Raw genomic sequence first — 23,800 nt, forward strand, 5'->3', positions numbered from 1 at the left:
GTTTGAAAACCAAAACCTCGCTTAGGGCCGTGTCCACATTACGTGGGTAGGATCAATTGAACAGTATGGCGCGGGATCGGGTGGTTCCAGAAACATTGGCGGTACGCACTCCTATTTTGAAAAACTAGAAAACGCTATTGCTGACTGGCATGGTAAAGAAGCGGCCCTGGTATTTCCTACTGGCTACAGCTCAAATGATGCCACCATTCAGTGCTTGCTCAGACTCTTCGATGACTGCGTTGTCTTTTCCGATGCTTCGAATCATGCATCAATAATCAATGGTATCCGCAGTACTGTTATTGAGCGAAAAATATTCCGTCACAATGATGTTAAAGATCTGGAAAGACTACTTTCAGAGCAGCCTGTTGACCGTCCTAAAATCGTTATATTCGAATCCGTTTACTCAATGGACGGTGACATCGCGCCAGTTAAAGAAATTGTCGCGCTTTCAAAAAAATATAACGCGCTGACCTATATTGATGAAGTTCATGCCATAGGCATGTATGGCCCCAACGGGGCGGGTATTGCTGCCGGTCTTGGTATAGCCGACCAGATAGATATTATCCAGGGAACAATGGCGAAAGCTATCGGCGTTATCGGTGGTTATATTACTGCAAGCGCGCTGATTATCGACGCTATCCGCTCTTTTGCCTCTGGGTTTATATTTACAACTTCATTACCGCCGGCAATCACTGCCGCCTGCTATACGAGCATTCAGCACCTGAAGAGCTCGAACGCAGAGCGAGATGAGCTGCATAAGAAAACAGCGCTGCTCAGGAAACTCCTTCTGAAAAAAAACACCCCGGTAATGCCGATCAGTACCACTCACATCCTGCCAGTACTAATAGGAAGTGCGGATAAATGTAAAAAATCGGCACGTTACCTTCTTGAGAAAAAAGGCATTTATCTTCAGCCTATCAACTTTCCTAGCGTACCGGTTGGCACAGAAAGATTTCGAGTAAACGTGACGCCAGGCCATTCTGAAGCACAAATCTACGCTCTGGCAGATGCTCTGGAAGAAGTGTTCCGCATAATGGACGTGCCTTTTATTCAAAAATCACCTCAGGAGTTAAATACTGTCGCATGAAAGTTTTGGAAACCAGCCCCCCCCTCAGCGCGAAATGCGTGACAGCCGGAACAGCGGATATTGAAGGGTTAATTCGTCTTCGGAAGCTGCTCCTCAGCGACGGCGACGCCCACTATTCTGCGACTTCATCCGAGGAAGACTTAGCGTGGCAGCTGCACTACCAAAAGTGGCTTCTTCAGAAGCTTAATGAACCCACAGGTAATGTGAGGGTTGTGGTTATACATGACGAAGCGGACAACATAATTGCCTGCGCAACGGGCATTCTGGATGAACGAGCGCCCATGCCTGGCATTTTGAACGGCGTGCAGGGATGGATTCAGTCTGTGGTAGTGGCGCCAGAATGGCGAGGTAATGGCCTCGCCAGCCTTCTTCTTTCTGCTTTATTTTCATGGTTTAGCGCCAGGGATGCAGGAAAGGTAGTGCTGCAAACAACGCCAGCAGGTGATGCGCTGTACAGAAAACTTGGATTCAAAAATTCAGGTGAAGATCTTCTGATCAAAATACTGTGAGGAAAAATGGCCGCGTTAAATGTTCTTATTATTGGTCCCGGCTATGCCGGGAAAAGGTATATCAACGCTTTTCAGTCCTTAGAAGGGGAATTCAGGGCGACTGAATTTAACTATGCTTATGTCGCAGTAAGTAAGAAAGATCTGCCGTTCACTTACTATTCTAATATTGAACAAGCGCTTAAGCAGCACCTCCCGGATGTTATTGTTGTGGCGGTCTCAGATGGAAATCATGCTGAAGTCCTTTTCCAGCTGGAGGGCTATAGCGGTTTTATTATCTGTGAGAAACCGCTGGTTAATTCGGCAGACGATCTTCATCGCATCCGGCAGGCGCTCGTCAATACGCTTGGATTCTGTATGGATATGGTTGAAAGGTATTCTGAAGCCACCGACTATTTAAAAAATTATATTCGCGATAACAGCCTCACTCTGCTACGGGCAAACTTCATTTGGGGAAAAGACAGGATACACGACCACAGAACTACCTGTGGCGTACCCAGTGAAATTATTCACTCTCTTGATCTGGTGGAATGGGTGGCGGGCATAAATGAGCATCTGGAGCTTGATGCCGCTATTGGGACAGAATCTAACTTTTCCATATCTGGCGATAACATCCTTGATAGCGTGTCAGTTACTGCCCGGCTTGGAGAAGCCCTTATCACCGGCTATAGCAGCTTTACCAATATAATTCGTCAGCGTACGCTCGATTTTATCTTTTCATCGCCAGAAAAAGAGCTGGTGTATGCCCGGCTGACGTTTGATACGCCTGAGTGGGACAATGACCATCTCAGGCTATGGAAGCACACAAAGCAGGGTGACGAATTGATTCAGGCATTTACCACCTCTTTCGATGAGTCTGAACAGGCGTTAAAAACAATTCAGAAGCTCAGGAAGCAGGTGCGGGAAGTCATTCATTATCTTCTGAATAACTTACCGCCTGAACACGCTTTTGCCGATCTCGATACTTCGCTCAGATTACAGAGGCTGCTTAACACGATTGAGCATAAAGTGCGCCGACTTGGCCCGGCAAACTATGTCCTTAAAGATGAAAGGGAATTGTTCACTGAAGATGGCAGCCTTGAGCAATTAGGCTAGGCGGTTTCACCATTGTTTGAAGGTTATATGAAAAAGATTATTTTCTTATCCATAGGAATGTTCGCTTTAGGTCTGGATGCGTATGTCATCGCCGGTATACTGCCGGCAATCGGACTCACCTATGGCACTAGTGAAGCTCAAAATGCCCAGACCGTCACTGCGTTTACGCTTTGTTATGCTGTTGCCGCCCCTCTGTTTTCCGCCCTTCTGGCCGGAAAATCTGTTCGTAAAATTCTTAGTGTCGCGTTAGTGATTTTTTCCGTTGCGAATATCGGCAGCGCATTAAGTCCCGACCTGCATACTTTATTATTCTTTCGGGCGATTGCAGGAACAGGGGCGGGGCTTTTCTCACCGGTTGCAGCGGCGGCGGCGGCGGCCCTGGTTAGTCCGGAACGTAAGGGCCGCGCGCTGAGCATGATCCTGGGCGGCATGAGCACCGGAACGGTAATTGGCGTGCCTTTGGGGCTAATCCTCTCGTCCCACTTTGGATGGCAAAGCACCTTGTGGCTGGTAACCGTTATTGGTGTCGTTGGGCTGATTGGCGTGGTAGCGGGCTTTCCTGATATCACCGTTTCAACACCGCCTTCGTTATCGGCTCGCTTTAAGATGTTAGGCAATCGTCAGGTAGCTGCAACCGTTGGTGTCACCTTTCTGACGGCACTCGCCAGTCTTGGCCTTTATACTTTCATTGCGCCCGTGCTTAAGGAAGTCTCTGATGTGAATGCTATTACGCCTTACTTATGGGCGTGGGGCATTGGCGGGATGATAGCAAGCTTCAGTGTGGGCCATGTGATCGACTGGTGTAAAAAACCCGCCATTTTACTGGTCTTCATTTTGCTGATTATGGCCCTGTCGCTGTTGAGCATACCGATTACTTCTCAGTATGGGCCGGCGTTCGCCTTTCTCTCTTTCATCCTCTGGGGAGCTACAGGTTGGTCATCGCTTGCTCCTCAACAGCACAGTTTGCTCAGAATGCAGCCGGAGCACGGCGCAGCTGTGGTAGCGCTGAACAGTTCCAGCAATTATTTAGGCGGTGCGGTAGGGACTATCTGCGGTGGGTTACTGATTTCTTACGGCATCCACGCCAGCAACCTGCCTTATTTCGCTGGCACAGTAGCAGCACTGGCCCTGGTGAGCCATCTGGGGATCCTGGCATCACGACGGACTGCGGCTCGCGAAAACTCTTTCAATAATTAAAACAGTTTAACAGGGGCCAACTCAGGCCCCTTTATTTTACAGCGTTTACGGCCATAGTGACTGATCTGTTCAAACCATACCGGCTCTGAATCATCTACACAGCACGCTTAAATCCTGCCGCTATTTTAATCTATTGAAGAGTAATAACAATTTTGCCCGTGTGTTTTTTCCCCTGCATAAAGCGCCAGGCTTCTACCGCATCGTCAAACGTAAAAGTCCTACTAATTAAAGGATGAAGTTGTGCCTGAGAGATAGCTCTGTTCATGTCTTCAAAGTCTTCACGCGAGCCCACACTCATTGGCATAAGCACTGCACCACTTGCATAGATATCCATAAAGTTCAGCATGCTGTTACCCCCGGAAGCAAAGCCAAGCAGAATAATTTCGCCACCCTTCGTACAGGATTTTATGGAGTGAGCTATGGTTCCTGGCCCCCCAACTTCTACAATACGATCCACACCTCTGCCTTCCGTCAATTCTCTGACCTGCTGATACCAGTCGCAATGCTGTGTGTAATTAATTATATGGTCAGCGCCCTGCTCACGGAGTAGCTGCTCTTTCTCCTGAGTTGAGGTCAGGGCAATCACTTTTACGCCCAGTAGCTTTGCAAATTGCACTGCGAACAACGATACTCCGCCGGTGCCCTGTATAAGAACCGTCTGGCCTGCTTTAAGCTGTCGCGGTTTCATCAGGCTGTTCCACGCAGTCACTGCCGCACAAGGCAAGGTGGAAGCCTCTTCAAAAGAGAGATGCTGCGGAATGGAGACCAGCGCCTCCTCACTGATAACTTTATACTGAGTCAGCCATCCATCCTCTTCCAGTCCCCATGCCCCTCTTCCAGTATCCTGAGTTAAGGCGCCAGCCTGCCAGTTAGGGAAAAATATGCCTGCGACTCTGTCTCCTTTACGGAATCGGCTCACATCATCACCTGTCTCGACGATTTCACCGGCCCCGTCAGATAGCGGAATGAGGCCTTTGCGTGGAGAAAGCGTTCCTTTGCCAAAGAGCATTGAGAGATCGCGGTAGTTAAGGCTACAGGCTCTGACTTTGACCAGCACTTCTCTTCGGGATGGTTTCGGCTCGTCTTCAATACGCATATTAAGGGCGTCCAGACTACCAAAGCTGTTGATGCGAAAACATTTCATAATAAAATCCTGTTCTTAATATTTGCAGCATTAACTTTAGACGATTCAGTAAAGAAGATGATATGTAATGTATATGCTGAAAATATAATCAGCTCAGATAGAGCTATTACTCTGTCAAAAGAAATTTGGAATCAACGCACTGAGCATTTATCGATCATACGAAACGCGAAGCTCAATATTCGTAACCAGCAAGCGTATACCCTGAATCACCTAATAGCGTAAGTTCCAGGGTATGAAAGTCTATATTTCGCTCATAGCAGACCAAACAACACTCCAGAGCTGCTGACCTGAAAAGCATCAAATTAACTAACGTTTCTCACCACTCAGATCATTATTAGTCGGCACCAGCTCGTGCAGCCGACTGAACAAAAACTTAACCTGATGCGGCGGCGAAGTCTGAACGTCAGAGGCGCAGGCGCGGTAAACCCGATTTTTCAACATGGCTTACTCCATCGCCTTAATGGTGAAGGTCACCACGCCAAAAATATCCAGCTGCTCTTCTTCCGCCAGCACTATCGGCGGCCAGGCCTTGTTCATCGCCAGTAGCCGCACGTCCGGGCGCAGCTGCAGCTTTTTTACCGTGAACTCGCCGTTTACCGCCGCGACCACGATATCGCCGTGATCGGCGGCAATACCGTTATCGACCACCAGCAGGTCACCGTCATCGATCCCGGCATCCTTCATTGAGTCGCCGCTGACGCGAATGTAATAGGTGCTCTCCGGCCGCTGCACCAGCAGATCGTTTAAGTCCAGACGTTGTTCAACATGGTCGTGCGCGCTGGCAGGTGAGCCGCAGGGCACGCGGCTCATAAAGAGCGGCAGCCGCAGAAGCGCGCGGACTTCGACCGGACGAAGTAAATTCATGGGGTTATCCCGAAATAAGCTGTATATAAACACAGTATTATCATTTACGGGAAACGATCAAGCCTGACGATGGTTTTTTTGCTTCTGGCGACAGAGGAAAAGACATCGGAACAGGCGTACAGCTTGTGAAATAAGGGGAGCGACCGCAGGGCTGGCGATTGTCTGAAAAGCGACAGGGCCACTGTTAAAGCGGCGTCAGGCGGGACGTTGTCTCTGGTGCCAGAGCGCTAAAATCGTCTCGGCGAAGGCGTCATCAATCGTATAAAAATAGCATTCCGGCACGTTGAGCACTTTTGCAAAGGCGCACATCGTTTCAAACGTTGGACGATGGATCCCGCCTTCGTATTGCGAAACGCGCGAGCGCGCCGTTTCCTCTTCAATGCCTGCCAGAACGCCCAGCTTTTCCTGAGTCAGACGAGCATGGAGACGGGCGGCTTTCAAACGAGCTGGGATCATCAGTAACACCATCAACAATCATACATTGACTTACTGTTTAGCATTACTTAACATCGTAGTTGTTTAGTGATACTCAACAAGCAACGTCTGATGGAAGCTGACAAGGATGACAGAGATAACCGATAAGGACTGGCACCCGGCAGATATCATTGCCGAGCTGAAGAAGAGAGGCACGACGCTGTCTGCCGTTTCCCGCGAGGCTGGGCTGGCCTCGTCCACGCTGGCCAATGCGCTGAACCGCCACTGGCCAAGAGGGGAAAGGCTGATTGCCATAGCCCTGGATACCGAGCCGGAGCGCATCTGGCCTTCGCGATATAATAAATTCAGGTAAGAATGGCGGCGTTAAAATGATTATCCGAATGTGTAACCGGTGAGCGTATCGCCTGTGATATTTCTGCGCTTACGCAACCCTTTTTTCATCAAATGGCTTCTTTATCAGCATCGACTTCGTCCCTCCGGATCGACAAATCTTTATCACATACCCCAGCAAGATAAATTTATTGCTGTAGCTGCCGGTCAGAACATTATGTTCAGACATACCGCACAGCGTCAGGTGACCAAACCGGCATAGCTAATAAAGAAGTTATACCGGAGCAGAATGCGGAGAAAGTTGAACAGGCACTGATGAGAATAAGAACTAAGCCCGAGGCATGAACAGACAACAAAGCGTTAAAAGCAAACGTTGCTAACATTCATTTGCGTTAATGAAATCGAAGCTGTTTTTGCAGTATAGAGTCCAGCCAAAAGCCTGACTGGCCATAGTTATTATCTGTTGGCGTAAGGATCAAATAGCGCAGCTGACGATGATTAACCGCTTAGCCTTGTAACAAGCTCTTTTGCAACGTCTGAAGGGCTGGCTTGTGCAGCCATTTCCACGGCAACCTGTGCCGAAGCTTCGCGCAATGCTTTATTGCCCAAAAAGGTATTGATCCCTTCGCTTGTGATGCCATTTTTACCGGGTATGATCCCACAGCCTCGCTCAACAACAGCTCTGGCGTTAACAGGTCGATCGGCACCTTCGCCAAACACTATCTGAGGGATGCCGCTGCGTAAGGCTGTCAGGGTGTTGCCTGCGCCGCCGTGATGAATAAATCCATCTGCGCCGTTGAGAAATACGCCCATCGGGATCCAGTCGACCAGTCTTACATTTGGCGGAAGCTGACGTAGGCCAACGCGTGCATTGGCCGCCAGCTGAAGAATAATGTCAGCATCCACGTCATCTGCCGAGTCCATGACCCACGAAATTAAATCCAGGCCATCGACCATGGGTTTAACGGTGCCAAGACTAACCAACAAACGCTTTCGTGTCGGGGTTCTCTCCCACCATTTTTGCCAGACGGCGCCCCCATTATAGGGAACGTACTGCATAGAAATGACGGGTTCGCCTTCATTTTTCAGGATGCTCATGCTCGGCGGTGTAACATCAATCCAGGCAAGATCGCGCGGCGGTGCAGTAACGCCATGACGAGCATAGGCATCGGCCAACGATTGCGTCACCATTTTTATATGCCATGACGTATGGGCGAAACCCACCGACTGCATCACAACAGGAATACGGTATTTGGCCGCGATCAGGGGGCCGACCACGCCAAGCGGAGGATAGACGATCAGGTCGGGCCGCCATTTGCCAGCCAGCTCTATAAGCCGGTCGGCCATTTGGTCACTGTAAAAAGAGAAGTTTCCTGTTTTATTGCTTTTTTTTCGTTTCTCTTCCTGACGTCGGTATTCGGATTCGGAATCAAGATTTGGCGCAGCATCAAACGTCACCAGACCTGCTTCGGCAGCCTTCTGTGCAAACTTTCCGGCGCTGGCGATTAGCACTTCATGTCCGTTAGCACGAAATCCCTGAGCCAGAGATAGCACGGGAAATAGCAGGCCATATAAAGGAGGGCCGATAAAAAGAACGCGCATGGGAAAACCCTTCTCTACAAGAAATAATGATCAGCGTTTTGTCTGTCAGGTACGCCTCAGATTGAGACTATTTAGTCGCATCTTCAGAAGGTGCGCCGGCATTAAGCTGCTTAATAACCTTCTTCAGGATGTTATAGGGACCGGTAATCACCAGGGTTTCGTTTTTTCTGTTGAGATAAATCCGCTGAGATTTAAATTTCATATAGCGATGCGCCGGGATGTCGTAATAGCCCAAACCATTTTTTTTATATTTGTAACGCTCCAGGATTACTGCCAGCTTGTCCACATAATCGACAGAATCAATACGCAGGCGGCCTATACAAGTCAGCCAGAAATTAACGGAAAGTCCGCACAACATTCCGACAAAACCGTTCTGTACATTGCCATGACCAAACAAAGGCAGAACCCAGTAAATCACGGCGGAAAAAATAAGCACGACGGCGATGCAAAAGAGCAGGCGAAAACGGTCAAAACGCCACTGGTCAAGCAGGCTCAGTCGATGAAGCGTATAGCGAGTATTCACTTACTAATTTCCTTTCAATACAGAGCAGCCGCCCGCAGGTAAAACAGGTTAAGCGCCTGAAGACGATGAAGAAGAGGCTGAATCGCCGCCAAAATAGCTACCGACGGCATCGTAACCGGCAGAGATAGCCGAGCCAATGGCATCACCGCCAAAGTAACCAACGCCTGCACCTACACCGCTACCAATAATGGCACCGGCAGGCCCGCCCATGCCGGCACCGATTAAGGCTCCTTCTTCTGCTCCTGCATAGGCGCCAGCGGTGCCACCAACGGCAGAACCGATAGTCTGAGCAGCGCCCACAATATCCGCAGCCCCGCTGGCTAACTGCATTTCTTCAATACTTAAATTGCGCATTTTATTCTCCTTTGATGTTGTCTGATTGTACATTTTTGTAAAGTATAATAACGCTATCTTTACAGTAAGCAATAAAAAATTAGTTTCATCTGTTCGTGATTATAAGTTCTACAAACCTTACCTTTTAATTGGTCGCTATTTTCCCGGCGGGATTGAGAGGTAATAAAAATGATACCGCAGTCTATTTTTGTCTGGCTAAATTATGCTCGGGTAGTTTATGTATACATGGTCCTAAAAAATAACGCAGTTAAATTATATTAAATGAAATTATCATTAGCTGGCACTAGCGTAATCATTGACGCAATACTGACGCTTTGATAAATTTAAAAAAATTTAATTTTGTTCCTGTAGTGTCTAAAGGCTCTTTATTATAAATTCTGTACCCTTTTTATCTTCTGCTATTTCTTTTTGGATAAGAAAATGCTCAATAAAATACCCGCTGCTTATTATGTATCTTATGACCCTATTTAAGCGCGTTGGAAATTACCCGCCTAAAAAGAAGCAAAACGCATATCATCAAAACACGTTGGAGAATGCCAGCAAATGAGTCATTCCTCTTTGCTTTCAGGCCTGGCAGAAAATCTGGTGCCTTTTTATGCCCAACAAGTGTCATCCTCGTTGCTGTGGTGCGCTGCGGACGTTGAAGATCCAGAAGCACTACGCAACGCCTGTAGCTATCTGATCGATCCAGCCCGTTCCGCTGCGACCAAAAAGTTTTATGCGGAGCGTTATGGCGGTAGCGGCATTCAGCGCAACGGCGGCGGTGCCCGCTGCGGTTTTGACGGGCATTATCAGGTGAAAGGAATGGGGGCTAATCCCTTGGTGGGTAAGGGCTCAGACGAACGTCACTCAAATGGTACATTGAGCGCCGTTCATGCGCTTTATGAAGCTTTATGGAGCGAAGTGCTGGGGCAAATTCTCCCTTATGGCGCGGTGCAAACGCGCGCAGTTTTACTTATCGACAATGATATTGCCAACGCCGGTGAACTTGCGGCAGGCTCTTCGCGGCGGGCGCTGCTGATCCGTGAGCCTGTAGTGCGTCCGGCTCATTTCGAACGGGCACCCTATTTTCGGCCGCAGCCTGACTATGCCGGGCAACTATTGCATGATGCCCGACGGGTGAGTTCTGTCATCCGCCAGTTGCCGATAAGTTTGCCGATGCCGCCAGATGGCTTTAGCGAGCGGGCTTATCGCGATCCGCAGCGTTACTGCATCGAAGGATTATGTGAGCTTGCCAGACGCCAGGCACGGCAAATGGCATTTTGCCGGACACGTTTTTTGAGGCTAACGACGTCGCCATCCAATATCTCAATGGACGGCAAGCTGCTGGATTTTAATGGCCTGAACTGTCTGTTCCCGGACGAAAGTAGCGATAGCTTTGAATACCATCTCAGGCTTATGGCGCTGATGAAAGAGCCAGCAACGTTGCAAAAGGGGCTATCCAATCTTTGCCTGTACGCAGGTAAATATCTGTTCGATCCGGGATTCACGGTGACTGCCCGTCAGCAGACAGAAGACGTCTTTCAACAGGCTTTCCAGGACGCTTGCTACCGTGGCTATTTGGAATTGTTGGGTATAACCATTCCCTTACAGAAACCAGTGCCTGAAACGCTAAAACCTTTAGTTAAAAACTTTGTGGCATTTATTGCCAGGCCTGGCAACATGCCGTATCGCGGTGAAAAGAATAGATTTTCACTGGAAAACATTGTTACAGGTTTAATCCAGCGCTGCCAGGGACAAAGAGGTTTACATGATAATGACCTGGAGGAAGATAACCGCTTTCCGGAACTGTTGCGAAGTTATACCGACGCCATAGGCTGGCTGACCAGCACTTGCCATGAGCAGGGAGTTGATAACGCCGCAATGATAAAAGAAGTGGAGCAGAGCGCGCGACAAAAACTGCTGCCCCGAGCCTGTTTAGGCAAAGTGCAAATGTTTGAAGAAATAGCGCATCTGCTAAAAACGCATGAAAAAGATATTGTGTCTCTGAGGCAGGCATTCGTCGCAATGGGGATCAAAATGCAGACATTTGCTAACGACGTATTAGGCAGTAGCGCATTAGCCATTCACGGGCACCAGGCGAGAAAACAATGACATTGTATATACAGGAAACCGTAGATGGCCAGGATACATGGTCAGCCCAGGAACAGATTGGTTTTGCCGTTAGCTGTATGCTCCATAACCGTAATTACAGCCTCTATCCGGTTTTAACTATTCAGCTCTGGACCGAATACGCGATACAGCACCACCAAATAAAATTTCTTTTCGACGTGCAGGGTTTTCCACTGGCCTATATCACCTGGGCATACCTGGCTGCAGATACGGAAAAGAGATTGCTTGACGATCCAAAATTCCGACTGCACCCTTCTGAATGGAATGAAGACGGCAGGGTTTGGATCCTCGATTTTTGCTGCAAACCCGGTTTTGGCCGCAAGGCTATTGAGCGTTTTTCCCAACTACGACCTTGGGGTGAAGAACCAGTGCGCTGGTTAAGCCGTAGGAAGAAAATTAGAGTCGAAACATTCCGAGGAAGAAAATTTGTTTCGTAAGGAAGCAATAGAAAACAGGAAAATGCAATGGCATGGGCGTGCGATCTTATTGCCGGGCATTCCGCTCTGGTTGGTTATATTAGTCTCTGTCACTTTCATGGTGGCTTTTCTGGTATTTATTACGGAAGGAACCTATACGCGTCGAGTTAATGTCAGCGGAGAAATTACTACCTGGCCACGGGCAATTAATATTTACTCCAGCGTACAAGGGATCGTGGTGAAGCAGTTTGTCCATGAAGGGGATATCATAAAAAAAGGTGACCCTGTTTATCAACTGGACGTTAGCAAAAGCACGCCAGGCGGCGTCGTCAGTGAAAATCGTCGGAGGGATATTGAAAGCCAGCTGGTTCGCGTAAGGAATATTATCTCCCACCTGAAAGAAAATAAAAAAGTCACACTGGCTATGTTAGAAAAACAACATATGCAATACAGTGATGCATTCCGACGCTCATCAGATATTATCAGACGAGCTGAAGAGGGCATAAATATCATGAAAGGTAATATGGAGAACTACCGGAAATACCAATCAAAAGGACTGATCACCAAAGATCAGTTGACTAATCAGGTGGCACTGTATTATCAGCAGCAAAATAATCTTCTTAACCTGAGCGGGCAGAATGAACAAAATGCGTTACAGGTAACCAATCTTGCAAGCCAAGTTCAGACGCAGGCGGCAGAATTTGATAATCGCATTTATCAGATGGAACTACAGCAATTCGACTTACAAAAAGAGTTGGTTGACACCGACGAGGGCGAAGAAATCGTTATTCGTGCTCTTTCTGACGGGAAAATAGATTCAATGAGCGTCACGCCAGGGCAAATGGTAAATGCTGGGGACAGTCTGCTACAGCTTCTCCCTCAGGTCATTGATCATTATTATCTCATTATTTGGGTGCCTAATGATGCTGTACCTTATATTTCACCGGGAGATAAAGTTAATATCCGTTATGAGGCTTTTCCGGCAGAAAAATTCGGCCAGTTTTCCGCAACGGTGACGACCATCACCAGGACGCCAGCCACAGCAAAAGAGATGCTCACTTATCAGGGATCTCCTGGATATTCATCAGGCACCTCTGGCCCCTGGTATAAGGTAATCGTTAAACCTGAAAAGCAGATTATTACTTATGACGGGAAATTTCTGCCTTTGGAAAATGGTATGAAAGCGCAAAGCACATTATTTCTGGAAAAAAGAAAAATTTACCAGTGGATGCTTTCACCACTCTATGACATGAAGCACAGCGCCACAGGACAGGTAGATGAGTAGCACTGCTTTTAAAAAGATTGTGAATCAACTGGATTTGCGGTGGCAACGGCGAGTTCCGGTTATTCATCAGACAGAGACTTCAGAATGTGGACTCGCCTGTTTGGCGATGGTATGCGGACACTACGGCAAAAACATTGATTTGATATCGTTGCGACAGCGGTTCAATTTATCGACGCGCGGTGCCAATCTTGCTGGTCTCAACGGTATTGCAGAACAGCTGGGGATGGCGACCCGTCCTCTGTCATTGGCCCTAAGCGAGCTGGGCGCGCTGAAAATGCCCTGCATACTTCACTGGGATTTTAACCACTTTGTCGTGCTGGTCAGCGTGAAACGCAACCGTTTTATTCTACACGATCCTGCCAGAGGACGAAGGCATATCGGGCTTGAAGAAATGTCGCAACACTTTACCGGTGTCGCGCTGGAAGTCTGGCCCGGCAGTGAATTTACAGAACAAACGGTTAAGAATCGCCTGAGCCTGCGTACGCTGATTAGTAGTATTTATGGCATTAAAAGTATGCTGGCAAAAATATTTTTCCTGTCAGTAATTATTGAGGCCATCAATCTGGTGATGCCGATAGGTACGCAGCTGGTGATGGATCATGCTATTCCGGCAAGCGATAAAGGATTATTAACTTTGATTTGTTTCGGATTAATGTTCTTTATATTTCTGCGAGCGGCAACGGGCATTGTTCGAGCCTGGTCTTCACTGGTTATGGGGACTTTTATTAATGTGCAATGGCAGTCTGGCCTGTTTAATCATTTGTTAAGGCTTCCTTTAACTTATTTTGAAAGGCGCAGGCTGGGTGATATTAATTCTCGTTTTGGCTCGCTGGATACGCTACGTTCTACCTTTACGACCAGCGTTGTTGGCGCCATCATAGACAGTATTATGGTCGTCAGTGTCCTGATAATGATGGCGCTATATGGTGGTTGGTTAACCTGGTTTGTACTGGGTTTTACTGCGGTCTATGTTATTATTCGGCTATTGACCTATGGTCATTACCGTCAGGTTTCAGAAGAAACGCTTGTCAGAGGTGCGCGTGCCAGCTCCTATTTTATGGAGACATTGTATGGTATAGCCACGGTCAAAATACAGGGAATGACGGAAAGGCGCGGAACACACTGGCTGAATTTGAAAATTGATGCGATAAATTCTGGTATCAAATTAAATAAGATGGATCTCCTTTTTGGCGGAGTAAATACGTTTGTAGCTACATGCGATCAGATTGCTATTTTATGGCTGGGCGCTGGGCTTGTTATCGATAACCAAATGACCATAGGTATGTTTGTAGCATTTGGTGCGTTTCGTGGCCAGTTTTCCGACAGGATTGCTTCACTAACAAACTTTCTCCTGCAACTGCGCATCATGAGTCTGCATAATGAACGTATTGCGGATATCGCTTTACATCAACGGGAAGAAAAAAAAGCGGATATCGACTATATCGCGACTATGAATCCGGTATCGCTGGAAATATCAGATATCAGCTACAGCTACGATAGTCAGTCAGCTGCGATATTCAGCAGCCTGTCGTTTTCAATTTCACCAGGCGAAAGTGTAGCGATAACAGGTAACTCTGGTTCGGGCAAGACCACATTGATGAAAATATTATGCGGGCTGCTTGAACCTGATACCGGTAAGGTAATCGTTAATGGGATTGATATCCGTCAGACGGGAATAAATAACTATCATAAAATGATTGCCTGTATCATGCAGGACGACAGGTTATTCTCTGGTTCAATACGTGAAAATATCTGCGGATTTGTAGAGAATGTAGATGAAAGCTGGATGATAGAGTGCGCCAGAACCAGCTATATTCACGATGTGATTATGAAAATGCCTATGGGTTATGACACGCTAATTGGAGAACTGGGTGAAGGACTGTCAGGTGGGCAAAAGCAGCGAGTTTTTATTGCCCGCGCACTTTATAAAAAGCCTTCTATTCTGTTCATGGATGAGGCGACAAGCTCTCTTGATAGTAATAGTGAGCGGTTTGTAAATGGAGAAATTAAAAAGCTCAATATTACAAGAGTTATTATTGCACATCGGGAAAAAACGCTTAAGGCTGTCGACAGAATTATTGCAATAAATTAGTTGCTTGTATGCACGGCGCAACATGGAGGCGTGGTGCATATCTTATAGCCAATGTCGGCTCCATTTTGCACGGGATTGGATGACACCTGCTGGATTTGCCGAAAAACCGGCCGTTTGCCAGAATAGGCAACCAGTTATGCCTGGATTAGATTCGGGAGCGGGGCCATACCGTCGGAGCTTCTTTACTGGCTGATGGATAACGTTTCAGCTTACTGCGCGTCAGCCATCTCTATTAAAAATAGTATTTAGGGTAATCCCTTGTAAGGCGAAGATGATTTTTGCATTAGGGCCATAACCGATAATTTTCATCGTCAACTTTGGTCTGCTCATCGAACTGACGTCGCGGTAAAAATCCTGTGGCATGTAATGAAACAGCCGCCACGCGTCGGGTAGGCGTCGAGTTTTGTGTATCACCATGCAAAACGAATGGTGAAACCCGCAATTTATGTCCCTGTATGCTGTATCTGTCGTGGCCAACGGCGGTATATCCCAACCTGCTGCTGTTGCCCGCCGCTATTTTGCTGGGTATTGCAGTGACGGTGACCACAGCTTCGTTTAAAAAGTACCTTTAGTAGTTGATCCTGATTGATATCTGAGTGAAAAATATGCAGGTGATTAATGACAGGAGAGAATATATGAAGGGATTCATTTTTAGTTTCATGCTGGGAACGATAGTGCTAAGCGCACCAGTTCTGGCCAGCAATGCTCAACAACAAGATGCTCAAACTATAAAGATTGAACAGTGGGCTGATTCGAACCCCGAGGAGTTCAATACATTTTTAGTTAAATGTAATGAAAACAAGGTGTTTAGATTAGATAACTTACGGTCTTGCAGTATCGCTTCTTCTTATAAGGCTGAGCAAATATCAAACCAGTATCGGAAAGAAGTGCAGAGCGCGCAGTCAGCTCCTTCGTACTAGAGTAGTAAGCTGGGCGGCGGCGCACAAAACTGGCTTTTGTGCGCTGTCGTCAGCAGACAAGCCCTGTAAAAACGGTTACTGGCGCGTCAGTAAGGGAAGTATTTTAAATTTGATACATACTCACTTCATTTTCCCAGCATAGCTGAATCATCCGCCATTGCTGTATTAACTCAGATAATGCCTGTACTCGACCGTCAATATAAACAAGTACGCCAGAGGGAAAACCTGGTAAAAATGGCGGTTCATCGCCTTTATAATAGGATCCCGAATCCAGTTGTGTATTTTCGGGAAGCAGCTTGATAAGTTCTTCTGCTATTCGCTGTAGTTCAAAGATTTTATTTCTAAATTGGTGGGAGTATATATTAAAGGTAGGCAGGCCTATTCCTCTTCTGGCAAGCCCCCAGAGCGTTACGATAATCTTGTGATCAACTCTGAAAGTTCGGAACTGAGTTCCTTGAACCTTTAAACAAAATTGATAGATAGTGTCAATAAAAGGACTGGTGAAGTGGAGGTATTTTTCTGTTTCCCGACAGTCGTCAAGCGTCGTTCGTCCATATCCTGGATTCTTCCAGCGGTCTCTCCCCTCGGGGTTATTACTCTGTTGCGCCTCTCTTTTCCACTGAAAAAGATGTTCTGCTGGGAACATCAGTTCACAATTATCGACACGACGATGGCAAGTTGTACAAAGGTATATTCCGTTAGTTTGAGCGCTGAGTTGTTCAGGCGTCATATGTGGGTTGGATCGAGGGCCACTTCCCGACAGGCTAACAGCAGAATAAATATGGGCTACATCGCCCAGTTTTCGAGTTTTATTTTGTTCGGTGTAGAACTCAAGTAAATGCATACGGCAGCCAGGATTTGCACAACAATATCCGGCTTCCTCCATGACCATTTTTCTGGTTGCTTCTGTGAACTCCACCCTACCTGATGATAACGTCATGCTATTTTCTAACCTTCTGGATCAGACAGTAATAATTCGCTAATGATAACGCAGCGATAGATATATTGTTGTCTCTACTAATCAACTTGTATAGCGCTTTGGCTTGCTATTTGTTAATACGAAAATTATCAAAAAACCATAAACAGTTATCCCCTGACCCGTCTTCACATTTATCGCACCCTCACAGCACCCTAAATCACTGAGGAGTGCTTAACCTGACGAGCCGGCTGTTTGCTGGGGCTGACATTGCTGATCGCGTTACCCGTCCATGCATCTGAAAAAGATGAGCTGGCGTCTGCCCAGCACCTATTGATTCAAATACAGGCAGCACTTGAACGTGCTCGCGTTGCTGCCGTTCAGGCTGACCGGCCAGAACAGGGGCGTTTCTGGTTCGACTATTCCCGTGTCACATCGGATCTCAAAACCATCAATACCGGATAGGAATGTGGTTTTGCCGTCTCGCCATATTATTTTCACCATAACCTCACGACGGCGCTGATAACATCGTCGGAACGGAATCTTACGCTGGTGAAAGACTTACTGGGGCATCAAAGCGTCAGTACAACAAAATACGTGGGGCAGAATGCCCATTTGGCACCATCGGGAAGCGGGGGCAGACAGAGAGAAGGATAATATCTACTGGTAATCCAGTGATTTTTTGACGCATAAAGCAAAAACCCCCGCATAAGCGAGGGTTTGGAATAGTGGTGCCCGGACTCGGAATCGAACCAAGGACACGGGGATTTTCAATCCCCTGCTCTACCGACTGAGCTATCCGGGCAACGGGGCGCATTAAACCGTAAAGGCTGCCCGCCGTCAACGGCTTTGTCATAAAAAAGCGTTAAAGCGTGACTGACTGCCTGCTTTTCAGACAGTCAGCCTGAAAGTTATGCAAATCCATTCGGGACAGCCTGTCTTTCAGGCTTCCGTCGTGTGCGCTTTCTTTGCTAAAGAGCACGTGAGCCTGTGCGGTACGGGAGCGGCGCACTTACAGTACAGGACGCTGATTAAACGCACCACCGCGCTTACGGCTCAGCGCGCCGCTCTGAGATCGCAGAAGGCTTCCGTGTTTACAGTTTAGCGCGCCGCTCTGAGGCCGCAGAAGGCTTCGGCGCTTACGGCTCAGCGCACTAGCTCAGTGCGCCATTCTTACGGCATAGCGCGATACTCAGCACGTCTTCCGCCAGCGAACGGGCCGTCACCACTTCCTGCACGTTGCGTTTCACCAGCAGCCGGCTCAGGCAGCCCTCCAGAATCAGCTCCATCTGATGAGCGAGCAGTTCCGGGTTATCGGTTTCCAGCTGGGTCAACAGCTCGTGGGTATATTGCCAGGAAGCGCGCTTCTGCTGTTCGGCAACCTGATGGATAGGGTGGTCCGGCTGCGGATAAAAGCTGCACGCGGCCACAAACAGGCAGCCGGGATAGCGGTTATTGTTAACGGCCTCCTCCAGCACCTGATAACGCGCCAGCAGCTTGCGTGCTGGCCCCATAGTGTCATCCAGCAGCAGCTTGCGCCGCCAGATATCAACCTGCTGGCTGTGATAGCGCAGGGCGTCATAGAGCAGCGCCTCGCGGTCGGGCCAGTAGCGTTGCAAATCTTCCTGTTGGCAGGCTGCCGCCTCCGCCATCATGGCGAAAGAGGTGGAGGCGGCCAGCCCGTTCTGCTCGAGTACGTTCAGTGCATGCTCGAGTACCTGTTCACGTTGCAAGCGACTCTCCTCTTGAATGCATTACTTTACGGTCGCGACCGTAAAATTCTTCTCTAGTGTCGTTTACTGCGACAATTTCTGCAAATGCTCCCGGAAGGCTGCGGCATCCATAAAACCGGTCACGCGCGAGCCGGGGATCTCTTTGCCGCTGGCGTCAAAAAACAGGATGGTAGGCAGCCCCAGCACGTTCAGCCGTGCCAGCAGCGCTTTGTCTTCTGCATTATTAGCCGTGACGTTCGCCTGTAGCCGCTGCGTTTTATTCAGCGCATTCTGTACCTGCGGCTCGCTGAACGTATATTTTTCAAACTCCTTACAGGCTACGCACCAGTCGGCATAGAGATCCAGCATGGTGATGCCGTTATGCTGCTGCAACGCCCGATCGAGCTGGCTGACGGTGGCGATGCGCGTAAAGCTTAACGTCGTGTGGCTTGCCGTTGCAGGCGCGCCGAACGCCCAATCCTGCAAAGGACGGGCCGCGACCAGCGCCGCCGCCAGCATCAGGATCTGCCCCAGGCGCAGCCAGCCGTTAGCGGATTTCAGGCTGATAAAGGCCCAGCCGAAAAAGGCGATGGCCAGCAGGCTCCACAGACGCAGTCCCCAGGCGTCGCCCACCACGCGCTCAAGCAGGAAGACCGGCAGCGCCAAAATCACGAAGCCAAAGCCTTCTTTTACCGTTTGCATCCACGCGCCGCTTTTCGGCAGCAGTCGGTTGCCGAACAGCGTCACCAGGATCAGCGGCAGCCCCATGCCCACGGCGTAGAGCCAGAGCGTGCCCGCCCCGGCCAGCATGTTGCCGCTTTGCGCGATATAAAGCAGGATGGCGCTGAGCGGCGCGGTAGTACAGGGCGAGCAGATCAGACCGGCCAGCGCGCCCATCAAAAAGACGCCCGGCAGCGAGCCGCCCTGCTGACGATTGCTTAACAGCGTTAGCCGGGTTTGCAGCGCGGAGGGAAGCTGGAGCGTAAACAGCCCGAACATTGACAGCGCCAGCAGAATAAACAGCACGGAGAGGCCAATCAGCACCGCTGGCGACTGCAACGCGGCCTGAAAACGCAGCCCGGCAGCGGCGACGATCACGCCCAACGCGGTATAGGTCAGCGCCATACCTTGTACATAGACCATAGCCAGCGCAAACAGGCGCTTCAGCGAATAGCGACGGTTGCCACCAAGGATAATCCCGGAGATCAGCGGATACATCGGCAGCACGCACGGCGTAAAGGCAACGCCGATGCCGATCAGCAGCGCCCACAGCGGCGAGAAGGGCAGTTTATGATCCGGTTGCGCGGGTTGCCCGACGAGGGCCTCGGTCTGCGTGCCGGAGGCCGTATTGCCTGCATCGGTCTGCATAGTGGAGGCAGCATTGTCTGCATTAGTTTGCGTATCGGAGATCGCGTTACCTGCCTCAGTTTGCGTGCCGGAGGCCGCGCTTTCCGCGTCCGCTGGCGGCTGGCTGGCAGCCGTCACTTCGTTCAGCGGCACGCTGCGGGTTTCCGGCGGATAGCAAAAACCGGCGGCGGCGCAGCCCTGCCAGGTTACGCTGAGCGTCGCGCCCTTTTTCGCTTCCAGCAGCGTTAAAGGCACCGTCAGGCTGTCGGGATAGATTTCCGTTTTGCCGTAAAACTCGTCTTCATGCGGTTTGCCCGCGGGCAGCGCCCAGTCGGCCAGCTTCGCGCCCTGTGCGGTCAGGGAGATTTGCTGGCGATAAAGGTAGTAACCGGGCTTCACCGTCCAGCTGAGCGTCAGCCGATCGGCCCGCTGGCTGAAATCAAAGCTGAAGGCCTGGTCGACGGTGCCGAAGTGGCTGTTGGCGTTGTTGCCAAACAGCGAGGCGCTGGCGCCCGTACTAAAGAAGGCGATCAGCGCCAGCAGCAGGCAGGTTGTGATGCGTTTCATCATGACAGGGATCATTTTTCCACTACCGATATAAACCAGAAAACAGGCAGACTCCGACGCGGCGGAGATCTTATGCAAGGCGCAGACTATATCACGGCCTGGCGGCTGCGGCTGTTGCAGGATGTCGCACTGGAAGCAACGGAAAGGGTGTGGTTAAGGCGGGGTTTAACCAGGCGGGCCGTCAGCGCAGCCCGCCCTTATCGCTACAGGAACAGATTGGCGAAGAGAAAGCCAAAGGCGACCGACAGCGCAATCGCCAGCGTGCCGGGCACGATAAAAGAATGATTAAAAACGAATTTTCCGATGCGTGTCGAGCCAGTATCGTCCATTTCCACGGCGGCCAGCAGCGTAGGATAGGTAGGCAGCACGAACAGCGCCGAGACGGCGGCGAAAGAGGCTATCGCGGTATGCGGCGACACGCCCAGCAGCAGCGCCGCAGGCATCAATGCTTTGGTGGTGGCGGCCTGCGAATAAAGCAGGGTGGAGGCAAAAAAGAGGATCACCGCCAGCATCCATGGATAGTCGCGCAGCAGGCTGCCGGCAAAATCCTGAATTTCGTTGATATGCGCTTTGACAAAGGTATCGCCCAGCCAGGCGACGCCCATCACGCAGATGCAGGCGCTCATGCCGGAACGGAACGTGCTGGCGGAGAGGATCTTTGCGGTATCTACTTTACAACTCAGGCAGATCAGCGCCGCAATGGTCAGCATAAAAATCACAATAGCTTCGTTGCGCGGCAGCACGGGGTTCTGGATCAGCCCAACGGTTTCGCTAATCGCGGTAGCGTAAAGCACGACGGCTATAATGCCGATCAAAAACAGCAGTACGGATAGCTTCGCGCCCGGTTTCTCTTTAAATACCGTTTCGCCGCGCAGCGTGACTTCGCCCTTTGCCAGACGCTGCTGATAAACCTGATCTTCATGCAGCTCTTTGCCCAGAAAATTGGTGATCATCGCGGCGATGAAGATCGCGACCATCGTGGAAGGGATCGCCACGGCCAGCAGGCCCAGATAGCTGACGCCCTTCGGTTCCAGAATGCCGGAAAGGAACACCACGGCGGCGGAAATAGGCGAGGCGGTAATGGCGATTTGCGAGGCGACTACCGCAATAGAAAGCGGGCGGGAAGGGCGAACGCCCTGTTCCTTCGCCACCTCGGCAATCACCGGCAGCGTGGAGAATGCCGTATGGCCGGTGCCGGCCAGCAGCGTCATTGCGTAGGTCACCAGCGGCGCCAGAAAAGTGATATAGCGCGGATGCTTGCGCAGCAGGCGTTCGGCCAGGCTGACCAGATAATCCATTCCGCCCGCGACCTGCATTGCCGCAATAGCCGCGATCACGCCCATGATGATTTCAATCACATCGAACGGGATTGCACCTGGCTTAATCTGAAACCCCAGCGTCAGGATCAGCATGCCCACGCCGCCAGCGAAGCCGATGCCGATGCCGCCCAGTCGCGCGCCCAGATAGATCGCCGCCAGCACGACAATAAGCTCAGGTAAAATCATAGTTTGCTCCCCTGGTCTGTTTGGTTATGAATTGGTTGATAGCATGTAACTTGCGGCATAAAAAAAGGCACGTCGTTCTGTGAACCAACGTGCCTTTTTTCGCTTACCGCGGCGGATTACTCTTCATCGGTGTAGCGTTTCGCTTTATAAACCGGATACATCAGGTTCTGGGTCGAGAAAATGTCGTCCAGCTCCGTTTCGGTCAGCAGGCCGCGCTCCAGCACCACTTCGCGCACGCTTTTACCCGTTTCGGCGCAAATCTTGCCGACGATATCGCCGTTATGGTGGCCGATATAAGGATTCAGATAGGTAACGATGCCGATTGAGTTAAAGACGTAGGCTTCGCAAACCGCTTTATTGGCGGTAATGCCGTCCACGCATTTCTCCAGCAGGTTGGCGCAGGCGTTGGTCAGGATAGACACCGACTCAAACAGCGCCTGGCCGATGACCGGCTCCATTACGTTCAGCTGGAGCTGGCCCGCTTCTGACGCCATCGTCACCGTCACGTCATTGCCGATAACCTTAAAGCAGACCTGATTAACCACTTCCGGCACGACCGGGTTGACCTTGGCAGGCATAATAGAAGAGCCAGCCTGCAGTTCCGGCAGGTTGATTTCGTTCAGGCCGGCGCGCGGGCCGGAAGAGAGCAGGCGCAAATCATTACAGATTTTCGACAGCTTCACCGCCAGGCGCTTCAGCGAGCTATGCACCATGACGTAAGCGCCGCAGTCCGAGGTCGCCTCGATCAAATCTTCCGCCGGTACGCACGGCAGATTGCTGACTTCCGCCAGCTTCTGTACGGCCAGCTGCTGATAACCATCCGGCGTGTTAAGGCGGGTGCCGATAGCCGTTGCGCCCAGGTTAACTTCCAGCAGCAGCTCGGCGGTGCGCAGGATGTTTTTGATCTCTTCCTTCAGCAGCACGTTAAACGCGTGGAATTCCTGGCCCAGCGTCATCGGCACGGCATCCTGTAGCTGGGTACGGCCCATTTTCAGGATGGTGTTGAACTCAATGGCTTTACGCTCGAAGCCTTCGCTAAGGTTGCCGATAGCGTCCAGCAGTTGCAGGATCGAGCTGTAAACCGCGATGCGGAAACCGGTAGGGTAGGCGTCGTTGGTGGACTGGCATTTATTGACGTGATCGTTGGGGTTCAGAAACTGATATTCCCCTTTCTGATGGCCCATCAGCTCCAGGCCGATATTGGCCAGCACCTCGTTGGTGTTCATATTGACCGAGGTCCCGGCGCCGCCCTGATAGACATCAACCGGAAACTGATCCATACATTTGCCGTTAATCAGCACTTCATCGCAGGCTTTGATAATGGCGTTGGCAACATTACGGGGAATGGTTTGCAGCTCTTTATTGGCCATGGCGGCCGCTTTTTTTACCATCACCATGCCGCGAACAAAGGCCGGAATATCGCTGATCTTACTGTTACTGATATAGAAATTTTCGATCGCACGCAGCGTATGAACACCGTAGTAAGCATCCGCCGGAACTTCTCGCATACCTAACAGGTCTTCTTCGATACGAATGTCGTTAGCCATGAGCACCTTCTTGTGATTGCTGCCGGTTATACTAGCCAGAGTCAGAATGATCCATGAGTCGCCATCAGTCCGGGATCGATATGTTAACGTTTTGCGTCATCAGGAGCATCACTATATTCGTTAAAATATTGACGCTTTTCACTTTATCGCGAGGTTTTTTTGGCCGTCGTGTTGCCGTTGTTTATCTGACGAGGCGGCAGGGAATTTTCTGCTGACGGTTGAAAAGACGGGGCGACGTGCCCAT

22 protein-coding genes, 1 tRNA gene and 2 pseudogenes are annotated in these 23,800 nt (G+C 50.0%); 12 read left to right on the plus strand and 13 right to left on the minus strand.

Annotated features, from left to right (window positions below):
• Positions 1-55: 55 nt before the first annotated feature.
• From hemA to QCD69_RS19685, 4 genes are read left to right on the plus strand one after another with little or no spacing between them, the layout of a single operon-like run.
• Complete coding sequence (hemA, locus tag QCD69_RS19670; RefSeq protein ID WP_301253293.1) at positions 56-1,087, plus strand: 5-aminolevulinate synthase; 1,032 nt, start codon at positions 56-58, stop codon at positions 1,085-1,087.
• Positions 1,084-1,596: a GNAT family N-acetyltransferase gene (locus QCD69_RS19675; protein ID WP_301253268.1), complete on the plus strand. Its 513-nt coding sequence runs from the start codon at positions 1,084-1,086 to the stop codon at positions 1,594-1,596. Before hemA ends, QCD69_RS19675 begins: the two co-directional genes overlap by 4 nt.
• Before the next feature lie 6 nt (positions 1,597-1,602).
• A complete protein-coding gene (locus QCD69_RS19680) occupies positions 1,603-2,688 on the plus strand; it encodes a Gfo/Idh/MocA family protein (RefSeq protein ID WP_301253270.1) in 1,086 nt (361 codons plus the stop codon).
• A 12-nt stretch (positions 2,689-2,700) separates the two neighbouring features.
• Entirely contained in the window at positions 2,701-3,885 is a 1,185-nt protein-coding gene (locus QCD69_RS19685) for an MFS transporter (protein WP_301253271.1), read from the plus strand.
• Positions 3,886-4,015: 130 nt separating this feature from the next.
• Here QCD69_RS19685 and QCD69_RS19690 read toward each other — a convergent pair whose 3' ends face one another.
• The 4 genes from QCD69_RS19690 to QCD69_RS19705 all read right to left on the minus strand — a co-directional run bounded on the left by QCD69_RS19690 (position 4,016) and on the right by QCD69_RS19705 (position 6,349).
• Entirely contained in the window at positions 4,016-5,029 is a 1,014-nt protein-coding gene (locus QCD69_RS19690) for a zinc-dependent alcohol dehydrogenase family protein (RefSeq protein ID WP_301253272.1), read from the minus strand.
• Positions 5,030-5,335: 306 nt separating this feature from the next.
• Complete coding sequence (locus QCD69_RS19695) at positions 5,336-5,470, minus strand: hypothetical protein (protein WP_301253274.1); 135 nt, start codon at positions 5,468-5,470, stop codon at positions 5,336-5,338.
• A 3-nt stretch (positions 5,471-5,473) separates the two neighbouring features.
• Positions 5,474-5,893, minus strand: a complete 420-nt coding sequence (gene umuD / locus QCD69_RS19700; protein ID WP_253455981.1) for a translesion error-prone DNA polymerase V autoproteolytic subunit — start codon at positions 5,891-5,893, stop codon at positions 5,474-5,476.
• Positions 5,894-6,088: 195 nt separating this feature from the next.
• Positions 6,089-6,349, minus strand: a complete 261-nt coding sequence (locus QCD69_RS19705) for a helix-turn-helix domain-containing protein (protein ID WP_253455977.1) — start codon at positions 6,347-6,349, stop codon at positions 6,089-6,091.
• 115 nt (positions 6,350-6,464) lie between these two features.
• Here QCD69_RS19705 and QCD69_RS19710 point away from each other — a divergent pair, with 115 nt between their 5' ends.
• Positions 6,465-6,680, plus strand: coding sequence for a helix-turn-helix domain-containing protein (locus tag QCD69_RS19710; protein WP_253461142.1), 216 nt, complete (start codon positions 6,465-6,467; stop codon positions 6,678-6,680).
• A gap of 476 nt (positions 6,681-7,156) precedes the next feature.
• On the opposite strand, the gene QCD69_RS19715 is transcribed toward QCD69_RS19710, so the two are convergent.
• From QCD69_RS19715 to QCD69_RS19725, 3 genes are all read right to left on the minus strand, one after another.
• Positions 7,157-8,260: a glycosyltransferase gene (locus QCD69_RS19715; protein WP_253455974.1), complete on the minus strand. Its 1,104-nt coding sequence runs from the start codon at positions 8,258-8,260 to the stop codon at positions 7,157-7,159.
• Positions 8,261-8,327: 67 nt separating this feature from the next.
• Positions 8,328-8,783 (minus strand): hypothetical protein, encoded by a 456-nt coding sequence (locus QCD69_RS19720; RefSeq protein WP_253455971.1) that lies wholly within the window; start codon positions 8,781-8,783, stop codon positions 8,328-8,330.
• 48 nt (positions 8,784-8,831) lie between these two features.
• Complete coding sequence (locus QCD69_RS19725; protein WP_253455969.1) at positions 8,832-9,137, minus strand: hypothetical protein; 306 nt, start codon at positions 9,135-9,137, stop codon at positions 8,832-8,834.
• Positions 9,138-9,680: 543 nt separating this feature from the next.
• Here QCD69_RS19725 and QCD69_RS19730 point away from each other — a divergent pair.
• The 6 genes and pseudogenes from QCD69_RS19730 (at position 9,681) to QCD69_RS19755 (ending at position 15,962) form a co-directional block, all read left to right on the plus strand.
• Positions 9,681-11,231, plus strand: coding sequence for an MchC protein (locus QCD69_RS19730; RefSeq protein WP_301253277.1), 1,551 nt, complete (start codon positions 9,681-9,683; stop codon positions 11,229-11,231).
• Complete coding sequence (locus tag QCD69_RS19735) at positions 11,228-11,686, plus strand: toxin-activating lysine-acyltransferase (protein ID WP_253455963.1); 459 nt, start codon at positions 11,228-11,230, stop codon at positions 11,684-11,686. Before QCD69_RS19730 ends, QCD69_RS19735 begins: the two co-directional genes overlap by 4 nt.
• Positions 11,676-12,950, plus strand: coding sequence for an HlyD family secretion protein (locus QCD69_RS19740; protein WP_301253279.1), 1,275 nt, complete (start codon positions 11,676-11,678; stop codon positions 12,948-12,950). Before QCD69_RS19735 ends, QCD69_RS19740 begins: the two co-directional genes overlap by 11 nt.
• Positions 12,943-15,042, plus strand: a complete 2,100-nt coding sequence (locus tag QCD69_RS19745) for a peptidase domain-containing ABC transporter (RefSeq protein WP_253455958.1) — start codon at positions 12,943-12,945, stop codon at positions 15,040-15,042. The genes QCD69_RS19740 and QCD69_RS19745 overlap by 8 nt, the downstream gene beginning before the upstream one ends.
• A gap of 396 nt (positions 15,043-15,438) precedes the next feature.
• A pseudogene (locus QCD69_RS19750) lies at positions 15,439-15,614 on the plus strand (DUF4400 domain-containing protein); the annotation flags it as partial.
• 63 nt (positions 15,615-15,677) lie between these two features.
• Entirely contained in the window at positions 15,678-15,962 is a 285-nt protein-coding gene (locus QCD69_RS19755) for a hypothetical protein (protein WP_253455955.1), read from the plus strand.
• 103 nt (positions 15,963-16,065) lie between these two features.
• Here the strand turns inward: QCD69_RS19755 and QCD69_RS19760 are convergent, their stop codons facing one another.
• Positions 16,066-16,902, minus strand: coding sequence for a hypothetical protein (locus QCD69_RS19760; RefSeq protein ID WP_301253281.1), 837 nt, complete (start codon positions 16,900-16,902; stop codon positions 16,066-16,068).
• A gap of 231 nt (positions 16,903-17,133) precedes the next feature.
• On the opposite strand from QCD69_RS19760, the pseudogene QCD69_RS19765 reads away from it, so the two are divergent.
• Positions 17,134-17,340: pseudogene (locus QCD69_RS19765) on the plus strand (RAQPRD family integrative conjugative element protein); the annotation flags it as partial.
• Between the two features lie 267 nt (positions 17,341-17,607).
• On the opposite strand, the gene QCD69_RS19775 reads toward QCD69_RS19765, so the two are convergent.
• The 5 genes from QCD69_RS19775 to aspA all read right to left on the minus strand — a co-directional run bounded on the left by QCD69_RS19775 (position 17,608) and on the right by aspA (position 23,556).
• Positions 17,608-17,683: transfer RNA gene (locus tag QCD69_RS19775), tRNA-Phe, on the minus strand.
• A 349-nt stretch (positions 17,684-18,032) separates the two neighbouring features.
• A complete protein-coding gene (gene dicD / locus QCD69_RS19780; protein WP_301253283.1) occupies positions 18,033-18,611 on the minus strand; it encodes a division control transcriptional repressor DicD in 579 nt (192 codons plus the stop codon).
• A 63-nt stretch (positions 18,612-18,674) separates the two neighbouring features.
• Positions 18,675-20,507, minus strand: coding sequence for a protein-disulfide reductase DsbD (locus QCD69_RS19785; protein WP_301253284.1), 1,833 nt, complete (start codon positions 20,505-20,507; stop codon positions 18,675-18,677).
• A gap of 200 nt (positions 20,508-20,707) precedes the next feature.
• The gene (locus QCD69_RS19790; protein WP_301253285.1) at positions 20,708-22,009 is read right to left on the minus strand and encodes an anaerobic C4-dicarboxylate transporter; all 1,302 of its coding nucleotides are present in this window, start codon (positions 22,007-22,009) and stop codon (positions 20,708-20,710) included.
• A 116-nt stretch (positions 22,010-22,125) separates the two neighbouring features.
• Positions 22,126-23,556, minus strand: coding sequence for an aspartate ammonia-lyase (gene aspA / locus QCD69_RS19795; RefSeq protein ID WP_253455939.1), 1,431 nt, complete (start codon positions 23,554-23,556; stop codon positions 22,126-22,128).
• Positions 23,557-23,800: the final 244 nt, after the last annotated feature.

Source organism: Erwinia sp. PsM31 (assembly GCF_030433775.1).
GTDB lineage: Bacteria > Pseudomonadota > Gammaproteobacteria > Enterobacterales > Enterobacteriaceae > Erwinia > Erwinia aeris.